Here is an 8,539-nt window from a genome sequence, read left to right on the forward strand (position 1 = left end):
ACGCGCGCCCACGGACTGGACGCCTCGGCCCCCTCACTACCAGATGGTCTAGCATTGCGCTATGGCACAGCAGCGTTCCAGACCTTCATCCGGCTACTGGTACGCCCCGGAGCCGGACCTGGAGCGCGGATTAAACGTCCTCAACGCGCTCAGGGACTACCGCAGTGCGGAGACCGCGATGCGGCGGCGGACCCGGGACTCCATGGGGATGAACGAAACCGACCTGCTCGCCGTCCGGTTCCTCCTTCAGGCCGAGCAGGCCGGTGAGCGGATCGGCCCTAAGGACCTCGGAACGAAGCTTGGCATTTCCTCCGCCTCCACAACCACCCTCATCGACCGGCTGGTAGCCAGTGGGCACGCCCGCCGGGAGGACCACCCCACCGACCGCAGGGCCCTGGTGATCCGGCCGACAACGGGCTCCGATGCCGAAGTCCGCGCCACCCTGGGTGGAATGCACGCCCGCATGATGGCGGTGGCCGCCTCACTCAGCGACGGTGACGCCCGCGCGGTCATCGACTTCCTCACCAGGATGCGCGAGGTCCTCGATCAGGACGAGCACCCGACGCCTGCGGCCGGGACCAGTCAGGACGCCACGGGGGGCACCGGCCCCTCGGCCTGACTCGCCGCTGCACCGGAATCGGGCCCTGCCGCCGTCCGGCGCTGTGCCGGAAGCTGACAGCCGGCCGGGCTGCCGGACCGCGTAGGCTTAATGAGGAGCCCGGCTGCTACCACGCGAGCGGACGGCCGAATTCATCAGCAAGGGGGCATATGGAATCCGAGACGACCTACGACGTCGAACCGGGCGAAAGTTTCTACACCTGGCCCCGGCCGCTGCCGCCGCCGACGCTGCGGGTCCTCAAGAAGGGGTTGCTGCTGGCGGCCGCCCTGCTCACAGTCCATCAATTCATCCCGGCAGGCAGCGCCGGTTCCCTGGTCAGCGAGGTTTTCACGATCGCGCTCGTGATGTCATGGCTGGCCCCCCTGGGGCGGATGTACACCCGGCTGGCCGGACGCCGCGGCGACCGTTCCGGCTAAGCGGGACAGCGCGCCGCGCGCACTGGCCGGCATGGACCGCGCCCCGGGGCCGGCTCAGCCGGGATCCGCCACCACCAGCAGCTCGCCCACCTGGCAGTCAAGCGCCTCGCACACCGCGGCCAGGGTCGAAAAGCGGATCGCCCTGGCCCTGTCGTTCTTGAGGATCGACAGGTTGACCAGGCTTACTCCGACCCGGCGGCTGAGCTCGGTCAGGGTCATACCCCTTGCCTCGAGCAGCTCGTCGAGGCGGCAATGGATGCGTTCCTCGGACTCGGCAGGCATCAGACCAGCCCGACGACGTCGTCCTGGAGCCGCCGGCCGCGGTGCACGATGGCCGCGAAGAGCGCCATCACCAGCCCGATGACCACCGGGGTGGGACTGAACTCAAGAAAGAAGACAGTCCTGTTGTCCGCCCCGGGGAACAAGCCCGAATGCCCGACAAGCCGGTCCCTCCCGGCGGAGCCGAGTGCCTGGGCCAGCGTGCCGGCGACCGCCACGAGGATGCCCACGACGCCGATGGCCCCTTCCGCGCCCCGGGTGAAGGTCCGGTCCGCCACGATCCGCCGGCACAGGACCCACACCAGCACGCACACGGCCACGACGATCAGGGCCTGAAGCCCCGCCGAGACGGCGAGCAGCAGCCCCTCGGTGACGGGCACCGACTCGAAGGCCACCTCGACACTGCTGTAGCGTGCCCCCCGCACTTCCTCGACGACGCCGTCGACCCGGGGCGCGGCAACATTCCGGAGGGGAAGGTCCAGCGTCACCGGCCCCCTGAGGAGGGCCCGGATCTCGGAAACGGCGAGGGCTGTGGCCACCACTCCGACAACGGCCGCCACGACCATCAGGAACACGGCCTCGGCGCGGGACATGACCGGCGCAGAAGCCCGCTTGAGCTTCGATGGAGATTTTCCGCTTCTGGGTCCCATAGCGTCGTCCTTTATTGAAAATCGTTGTTAATGATTTTCGATAACCTATCTCCACCCGCCCGGACGGTCAAGGGCGGCGCTCCCGCTTCGGTCAGGGCTTGGCCAGGTACTCGTTGCGGACATCGATGAGCTTCTGAAGGTAGGCGGCAAGGAAGATCCGCTCGGCCACGCGCCCCAGGGGGCCCAGCGGCGCCGAGAACTCGATGCGGTCGATCATCACCGACCCGCCGTGTTCCCCGCGGAATTCGTGCTCGTGCCGGAAGCTGCGGAACGGACCCCGGACCTGCTCGTCAACGAACCGGTGAGGCGGCTCCATTTCGGTGATGCGGCTGGTCATGGAAAAGGGGAGGCCGAAGTGCCACGCCCGCCAGGTCACCTGCTCGCCGAGGGAAATTGTCCCTGAGGTCACCCCTGCCACGGCCCGCTCGCGGGAGTGCGCCATCGATTCCCGGTGCGCGTCGATGCTGCGGGACCGTTCAAACAGCTCCCGCACGGGCAGCGGGGAGAGGGTGGTGCGCTCGAAGTAGACGCTCATTCCCCGAGTATTGCATTCCAACCCGGCACGCCCCGGCGTGTCCCAGCACCGGGTGCCCTGAGGGTGCCGGCGCGTAACAGCGCGCAACGCATCCCGGCTGCCACCAACCCGGCGAAATGGCAAGAGCCGTCCCCCGGTAAATTGTTGGTGTGTTCCTCGGATCCTCCGGATAAGGTAAGGTCCGCAGGGCGGAGGCCCCTGCAGTCTGGGGAGTATTCGGTGCGTAAGGCTGAGAGCTGGCTGAAATCGGCGGCGGGAGCGGTCGCGCTGAGCACGGTGATCCTCCTGGGATCACCCGGTGTGAGCGCGTACGCCGTCCAGGTGACTGCGGAAAAGGACGGACACGTCCCACCCGGGCAGCAGAAGGGCCAGCAGGAGCCCCCGCCGGGCGAGCCGGCGCCGCCCACCGATCCGGGGCCGCCGGAGCCCGAGCCCCTGCCCACGACGGACCCTCCGCCCACCGTGCCGGTGGAACCGACGACTCCACCGCCGCCGGAAGTCCCCACCCCGGAGCCGACGCCCGAGCCAACGCCCGAACCGACGCCCGCGCCGCCCGCTCCGCCCGCGCCGCCCGCGCCCGCCCCGGTGGCCCCGGTGGCCCCGGTGGCCCCGGTGGCCCCGGTGGCACCGGTGCTGCAGCAACCGCCGGTCTCCGTACCCGTGGTTCCCGCGCCCCAGGTCCTCCCGGCAGCACCCCCCGCGCCGAAGGTGGTCGTTCCGCCCAAGCTCAAGCCCAGCGTGCCCAAGTTCGCAACCGCACCCTTTGCGACGGCACCTTTCGCCAGCCAGCTTCCCGAAGGATCAGCGGCCCCGGCGGAGGAAGAGGCCGCCGAAGCGGCTGCGCCCGACACTGCGGCCGCCAGCACGGCGAAGGTCAGCCGGGTGGCGGGGATCGCAGGGACGCTCATCCTGCTTGCGGGCGCCGTCGTCGCCTTTGCCCGGCACCGGCCCCAGGACTAGCGCCGCGCGCATCCGCAGGCGGTAAGGCGCTGGGCCTATGCGTCAATTTCCTGCTGCGCGAGCACCGCGAGGGATTCCAGGTTGGCTGCGTCAGTGTCGCTGAATGCCCGCGGTTTGTCGTCGATGACGCACAGGCTTCCGATCCTCCAGCCGCCCGGACCGGTCAGCGGGTGGCCAGCGTAGAAGCGGATATGCGGCTCCCCCTGGACCAGCGGACTTGAGCTGAAGACAGCGTCCTTGAGCGTATCCGGAACAATGAGCATTCTGTCGGCGCGAATGGTCTGGTTGCAGAACGCAACGTCGCGGGGCAGGTTCTGGCCGATAGGTCCCGCGAGAGACTTGATGAACTGGCTGTCCGCGGTGATCAGGGCGATGGAGGACGAACTGACACCGAACTGGCGTTGGGCGCGCCGGGTGATCTGGTCGAACCGCGATTCCCCCGCGGTGTTGAGAAGCCCGGTCCTGCTCAGTGACTCAAGCCGCCGCAGCTCCGCTTCGCGTTGAATGGCCTGGATTGCGCCGACGGCACCGAGCGTACTGAGAGCTGGGTCGAGCCAGCCACCGAGCTGGCCGGAGTAACCGGCGGCCGCCGACACCTCACCCGTGCTGTAGGGCGCGGGCTGGACGGTGGACCCGCGGTCCTCGAGCATCTCATTGATGGCGTGGGCGACCAGGTCCCGCTCAAGGGAGGGCAGCACCAGGAGCCCGTAGAGGTAGGCCTCGACGTCGAGCGGATCGAGACGGCCACCCATCCCGGCGTAATTGAGCCATAGGTCATAGGCGTCGAGCCCGGCGGCCGAGGCGCTTTCGATACTCAGCCACTGCTGGGCATACCTGTCCATTGCAGGCACCCGCCACCCCACCTCTCACTCCAGTAACGTTTTGTCTATCCGTCAACCGTAACTGAAAGAGCGCGGACGGAGGAGAGAACGTGAGAACGCGTTGTGGCCGGTTCCGCCGACTCGGGGCCATTTCCGCGGAGACGCCCCGGAGACAACGGAACCGTCAACTCTAGGGCTCCTGCCCGGAGCGGTCCATGACTTTCCTTCACAGGTCCGGCATGTACTCTGGTGCAGCGTCCATTCCTAGAAGAAAGCAATTCCCCCATGGCAACCGATTACGACGCCCCCCGCGTCGCGCAGGAAGACCAGCCGGCCAACGAATCGCTCGAAGCGATTCAGGCCCAACGCAGCGCCACCACGCAGACCGCGTTGATCGATGTCGAGGACGGCGACACCGCCGAAGGCTTCGATCTTCCGGGAGCTGTCGTCGATGACGAACTGCTCGTGGAAGTCGTTCCCGTGCAGGAGGACGAGTTCACCTGCATGTCCTGTTTCCTCGTCCACCACCGCAGCCAGCTGGCGCTGGATAAGAACGGCGCCAAGTACTGCAGGGAGTGCGAAGGCTAAAGGCGGAGCTTCCCCGACCGGCCTCTTTCGGCGTCGGACCCGCGCCCATCCGGGGGCGGGTTCGGCGCCGAATTGTCAGTGGCAGCACATAGTCTGACTACGACGTTTAGGCCGGGCCACCGAGGAAAACCATGAACACCGCCGTCCTTCCCGCACCGCAGATCTTCGATCGTCCCTGGACACGCGAGCAGCTTCTTGGTGCCGCCGAGGCTTCCCGGGAGTCCGAGGAACACACCGACTACCACGGGGCCGCCCGGGCAATGGCCAGCCGGGGCCGGGCCGTGGACCTGCCCCGGATCAGGGCTCTGGTCAGCACCGTCATGGGCGGCACCGATGGGATCTACTACATCTGCTGCTCCCTCTACGGCGCCCACCTGGCCATCAGCTTCCCCGAACTTTTCACGGACCGCCAACGCCAGCTGCTCCTGGCGCCGCTTGCGGCTGCCGAGGCACCCGCCTGCGCAGGCGCACGCGAGCGTGCGGCTTAGTGGGGTATGACCCCTTCCGGGTTTGAGGCCTGCTCCGTTTCCGGCGCCGTTTTCCCTACCTTGTCTTTGACCTTTCCCCGGGCCCGGACCGTCAGGTCCGCTGCGACCCCTTCGAGGGGCGGGCGCCGAAGCTTTCGGCCAGGTCGAAGGTGAAGTCGATGAGCAAGCCGATCACATAGGCACAGTCCCGCCGGTCCTCAAGCTCACCCTTCATTCTGGTCAGCGCGGCCAGCAGGTCCTCATTGGACCGGCCGTCCTCAAGGTAGCGGTCGACAGCCGCGGCGAGGGCGTCCGCGCCGCCACCCTCTTCGAGGAAGCGGTAGGGCTCCCAGTTGAGATGGTCCCACTGTGACACCAGCTCCTCGGACATCCACGGCACCCCGGCCTCCTCAGCCCGCGGCCTGACAGCCGTTTCGAGGACGTCCCGGGTGCTGCTGACCTCGGCCATGATGCGTTCCGGATCCGCCGGCGTGAACGCTTCGAAGCGGTCGAGCGCCGTCCTGGCCTCCCCCACCGCGAGGCGCAGCCTCTCCTCGAAGGTGGGACCCTCATAAGGAGCCCGCCCCGCCCCGCCGAGGTCCAGCACCAGGGCGGAGACATCGGCGTAGGCGCGGTCAAGCCGGTGATGCACTCCGGCGACGTCCTGGTCGCCCCCGGCAAGCTTCCAGGCCTTCTCATGAAGCGTGACGGCGGTGTCGATAGCCAGCATCCTGGCACTCGCGGCGACGGCCTTCTTCACCCTGCGCCCGGCCAGCAGCCGCACGCCGACCAGCCCGGTCGAAACCACCACTGTGAGGACCGACAGGGCTAGGACAGCGGGATCGCTGTCCTGCTCCCGCACTGCACTTCGGGTTCCGCTCAACCTTGTCTCGGCCACGATGCCTCCTCGGGGTTTGATTGCACATTCTTTCACGCAATTCCATTACCCGGGAGGTTCCGGCCCGCATTCCGAACCGCCGGACGGCTCGAAGGAATAGGTGGCCGACGTCGTTCTCCGCTCGGTATCGTGACGCTCAATGGTCCGACGAAAGGAGATCCCATGCCGAGGGGAGACATCGAAACGTTCCACGAGGTGGGCTTGTGGATGAATCGGCGCCAGGCGGTCGATGACAAGCCCTGGGGCCTTTCTGCCACCAAGGAAGAGGCCGCCGGAATCGGCCGGAGTGTCGCCAAGGCTGAAAAAGTGGAGCACATTATCAGGAATATTGACGGGACCATCGGGGAACGGAACTCCTACGGGAACGACCCCAGCAGCGTCAGCGGCTGACCGCTGCCGGCCTCATGCCGCACGGCCAATGGTGACGGGGCGGACACCGCCCGTCACCCGAGGGTCAGCTCCTTCGGCATCGCCATTTCCTGCCGGAACTTGTTGACGTACTGCGGGCAGAAGGAGGCGACACCGGCCCCCGAAATAGTCCTCAGTTCCCCAGTCTTGTACATACCCCATGCGTCCCCCGCGCGGATCAGGCTGCTCGCATCCTGCGCTGCCCCGCCCTGGTCGTACATCCTGCAGAAGCTCATGGCGATGGTGATGATCTGGTCGCCCTTCGTGAACTGCAGGTCCGGATGTTCCCGGCGGACGTAGTCGAGGAACGCCTTCTCGTGCAGTTCCTCGTCCGTCAACGCCGAGACGGCCACCTTCACCCCCGGGGTGAGGTAGTCAGCAGTCGCGTCCGCCCGGGCATCGGTGCCGCACCCGGCGAGGAGAAGTCCCGCGATGCCGAGCACTACAACGGCAGGGTGTTTCAAGGGGTCCCTCCTAGGAAGTATTCGACTCTGATTCTAGTGCCCGGTCAGCACGCTCCCGCTGCGGTGGATCCGTCCAGCAGGCATCCCGGCGTCGTCCGGTTTCTACACACTGGACCGGACGTCACCGAAGGCAAAGGTGTCGTGCGGACCGTTCCGGCCGGGCGGGCGCTCAGCTTCGCCGTCCATACAGGCGACGGATGACACCCAGAGCGAGAATCGCAGCTGGCAAGAGGGCGAACAACGTTGCCAGAACGAAGTACTCAGTGACGATGATCGTTTCGGCCGTGCCTACTTCCCAGAACCGGCATTCGATGCCAAGGGGAAAAACCAGCTCGTCGCCGCTACCTTCGTACGGGCCCGCCAAGCCTGGGTCCCACCCCTCGGGCAAGAAAAATTCAAGGCAGTAGAGTCGGGATTCAATGAAAGCTTGGCGGATGAATATGTGGACAAGCTCTTTGACCAACAGGTACCACACTGCGCATCCCGCGAGGCCAAGAACGACGAGCTTACGCAAGCCCGTCCCGCGTGCCTCCTCGGCGATGTTCGTCATTGGTCCCCCAGTTCTTCGAACGAGAGTGACACATCTCCCCACGCACAATGAGAGAACGCGGCGTTCGTTACCCTTCCGTTGTACGTCGCAGGATGATCGGGACTGCGAGTCCGGGTATGTGGCCTCGACGCGGCCGGCCCGGTGGAAGTCCTCGACGATCAGTGCAGGGCGCCGGAATCCGCGGGAACAGTGGAGCTTAGAGGAATCGAACCCCTGACCTTTCTCAGGGGACGGCTTATTTCAATACTTGCCAAAGCCTGTCATGGCGCCAATGATCCGCGGAATTTAGACATTGCTGGCGACACGAAAAGGCCATGACATGTGATCGTATTTCACCGTTTCCGTGTGGTGAACGTGTGACGGACTACGTACTTCTCTCACCAGACTCACCGGGGAAGGCAAGAGCAAAAGGGAGATCATGCGTGGTCTTAGACGCTGCGTCGACCGTGAGATCTACCGACCAATCGCCAACCCCGTCCCGGCGCCGACTGTTGCGGATCTATGACCTCTCTGACATGAGCTGCGCATCACGTTGCAGGAAACAACGAAGGACCTTCACCAGTGGCCATCTATACTGTCGGCGTGATGCTGGGATGCAGCCGGTCCCGTCCGGCGGCGGTTCGACTTATGAGCCGGCGCCGGGCGGGGGTTTAGTTGCTTGCCGGGGTGGGGATGTGGTTCGCCCGTCGGCGGAGGCTGGTGAGGACCAGTCCGCCGAGGAGGGCGAGGATACCGCCGATGATGAGGGTTGCGCTGGCCGATACGCTGTCGACCAGCACGCCCCCGATGATTGCGCCGACCGCGATTGCGATATTGGCGACGGTGACGATGAGGCCGCCGATTTGTTCCAGGCGTGCCGGTTCGGTGTGTGCTCCCCAGCTCAG

The 8,539-nt window shown here is 66.4% G+C and carries 13 protein-coding genes and 1 pseudogene; 6 read left to right on the top strand and 8 right to left on the bottom strand.

Annotation, left to right across the window (positions count from 1 at the left end):
• Positions 1-61: 61 nt before the first annotated feature.
• Both GVV77_RS15125 and GVV77_RS15130 read left to right on the top strand, forming a co-directional pair.
• Complete coding sequence (locus GVV77_RS15125) at positions 62-619, top strand: MarR family winged helix-turn-helix transcriptional regulator (protein WP_159619738.1); 558 nt, start codon at positions 62-64, stop codon at positions 617-619.
• Positions 620-768: 149 nt separating this feature from the next.
• Positions 769-1,035, top strand: coding sequence for a hypothetical protein (locus GVV77_RS15130; RefSeq protein WP_159619740.1), 267 nt, complete (start codon positions 769-771; stop codon positions 1,033-1,035).
• A 54-nt stretch (positions 1,036-1,089) separates the two neighbouring features.
• On the opposite strand, the gene GVV77_RS15135 is transcribed toward GVV77_RS15130, so the two are convergent.
• The 3 genes from GVV77_RS15135 to GVV77_RS15145 form a co-directional block, all read right to left on the bottom strand.
• Positions 1,090-1,317, bottom strand: a complete 228-nt coding sequence (locus GVV77_RS15135; RefSeq protein WP_120167460.1) for a helix-turn-helix domain-containing protein — start codon at positions 1,315-1,317, stop codon at positions 1,090-1,092.
• The gene (locus GVV77_RS15140; protein ID WP_159619742.1) at positions 1,317-1,964 is read right to left on the bottom strand and encodes a hypothetical protein; all 648 of its coding nucleotides are present in this window, start codon (positions 1,962-1,964) and stop codon (positions 1,317-1,319) included. The genes GVV77_RS15135 and GVV77_RS15140 overlap by 1 nt, the downstream gene beginning before the upstream one ends.
• A gap of 91 nt (positions 1,965-2,055) precedes the next feature.
• Entirely contained in the window at positions 2,056-2,499 is a 444-nt protein-coding gene (locus GVV77_RS15145; protein ID WP_159619744.1) for an SRPBCC family protein, read from the bottom strand.
• 219 nt (positions 2,500-2,718) lie between these two features.
• On the opposite strand from GVV77_RS15145, the gene GVV77_RS15150 reads away from it, so the two are divergent.
• Complete coding sequence (locus GVV77_RS15150; RefSeq protein WP_159619746.1) at positions 2,719-3,459, top strand: hypothetical protein; 741 nt, start codon at positions 2,719-2,721, stop codon at positions 3,457-3,459.
• 35 nt (positions 3,460-3,494) lie between these two features.
• On the opposite strand, the gene GVV77_RS15155 is transcribed toward GVV77_RS15150, so the two are convergent.
• Positions 3,495-4,301: a GAF domain-containing protein gene (locus GVV77_RS15155; protein WP_159619748.1), complete on the bottom strand. Its 807-nt coding sequence runs from the start codon at positions 4,299-4,301 to the stop codon at positions 3,495-3,497.
• A gap of 264 nt (positions 4,302-4,565) precedes the next feature.
• Here GVV77_RS15155 and GVV77_RS15160 point away from each other — a divergent pair, with 264 nt between their 5' ends.
• The gene (locus GVV77_RS15160) at positions 4,566-4,868 is read left to right on the top strand and encodes a DUF4193 domain-containing protein (RefSeq protein ID WP_120167448.1); all 303 of its coding nucleotides are present in this window, start codon (positions 4,566-4,568) and stop codon (positions 4,866-4,868) included.
• Between the two features lie 131 nt (positions 4,869-4,999).
• Positions 5,000-5,356, top strand: a complete 357-nt coding sequence (locus GVV77_RS15165; RefSeq protein WP_159619750.1) for a hypothetical protein — start codon at positions 5,000-5,002, stop codon at positions 5,354-5,356.
• Positions 5,357-5,447: 91 nt separating this feature from the next.
• Here GVV77_RS15165 and GVV77_RS15170 read toward each other — a convergent pair whose 3' ends face one another.
• Positions 5,448-6,233 carry a hypothetical protein gene (locus GVV77_RS15170; protein WP_159619751.1) on the bottom strand — a complete coding sequence of 262 codons (786 nt, stop codon included), beginning with the start codon at positions 6,231-6,233 and terminating at the stop codon, positions 5,448-5,450.
• 162 nt (positions 6,234-6,395) lie between these two features.
• Here GVV77_RS15170 and GVV77_RS15175 point away from each other — a divergent pair, with 162 nt between their 5' ends.
• On the top strand, positions 6,396-6,623 hold the full coding sequence (locus GVV77_RS15175) for a DUF2188 domain-containing protein (RefSeq protein ID WP_120167438.1): 228 nt from the start codon (positions 6,396-6,398) through the stop codon (positions 6,621-6,623).
• 53 nt (positions 6,624-6,676) lie between these two features.
• On the opposite strand, the gene GVV77_RS15180 is transcribed toward GVV77_RS15175, so the two are convergent.
• The 3 genes and pseudogenes from GVV77_RS15180 to GVV77_RS15190 all read right to left on the bottom strand — a co-directional run.
• Positions 6,677-7,105 carry a DUF732 domain-containing protein gene (locus GVV77_RS15180; RefSeq protein WP_159619752.1) on the bottom strand — a complete coding sequence of 143 codons (429 nt, stop codon included), beginning with the start codon at positions 7,103-7,105 and terminating at the stop codon, positions 6,677-6,679.
• A 169-nt stretch (positions 7,106-7,274) separates the two neighbouring features.
• Positions 7,275-7,655, bottom strand: coding sequence for a hypothetical protein (locus tag GVV77_RS15185; protein WP_159619753.1), 381 nt, complete (start codon positions 7,653-7,655; stop codon positions 7,275-7,277).
• Between the two features lie 650 nt (positions 7,656-8,305).
• A pseudogene (locus GVV77_RS15190) lies at positions 8,306-8,539 on the bottom strand (hypothetical protein); the annotation flags it as partial.

The sequence above is a fragment of the Arthrobacter zhaoguopingii genome (genome assembly GCF_009828605.1).
GTDB classification, from domain to species: Bacteria; Actinomycetota; Actinomycetes; order Actinomycetales; family Micrococcaceae; genus Arthrobacter_D; species Arthrobacter_D zhaoguopingii.

Excerpts from the sequence above, each read along its gene's own strand:
- GVV77_RS15125 (WP_159619738.1), top strand. The coding sequence starts at position 62 with ATGGCACAGCAGCGTTCCAGACCTTCATCCGGCTACTGGTACGCCCCG.
- GVV77_RS15140 (WP_159619742.1), bottom strand. The coding sequence starts at position 1,964 with ATGGGACCCAGAAGCGGAAAATCTCCATCGAAGCTCAAGCGGGCTTCT.
- GVV77_RS15155 (WP_159619748.1), bottom strand. The coding sequence starts at position 4,301 with ATGGACAGGTATGCCCAGCAGTGGCTGAGTATCGAAAGCGCCTCGGCC.
- GVV77_RS15185 (WP_159619753.1), bottom strand. The coding sequence starts at position 7,655 with ATGACGAACATCGCCGAGGAGGCACGCGGGACGGGCTTGCGTAAGCTC.
- GVV77_RS15135 (WP_120167460.1), bottom strand. The coding sequence starts at position 1,317 with ATGCCTGCCGAGTCCGAGGAACGCATCCATTGCCGCCTCGACGAGCTG.
- GVV77_RS15175 (WP_120167438.1), top strand. The coding sequence starts at position 6,396 with ATGCCGAGGGGAGACATCGAAACGTTCCACGAGGTGGGCTTGTGGATG.
- GVV77_RS15165 (WP_159619750.1), top strand. The coding sequence starts at position 5,000 with ATGAACACCGCCGTCCTTCCCGCACCGCAGATCTTCGATCGTCCCTGG.
- GVV77_RS15130 (WP_159619740.1), top strand. The coding sequence starts at position 769 with ATGGAATCCGAGACGACCTACGACGTCGAACCGGGCGAAAGTTTCTAC.
- GVV77_RS15145 (WP_159619744.1), bottom strand. The coding sequence starts at position 2,499 with ATGAGCGTCTACTTCGAGCGCACCACCCTCTCCCCGCTGCCCGTGCGG.
- GVV77_RS15160 (WP_120167448.1), top strand. The coding sequence starts at position 4,566 with ATGGCAACCGATTACGACGCCCCCCGCGTCGCGCAGGAAGACCAGCCG.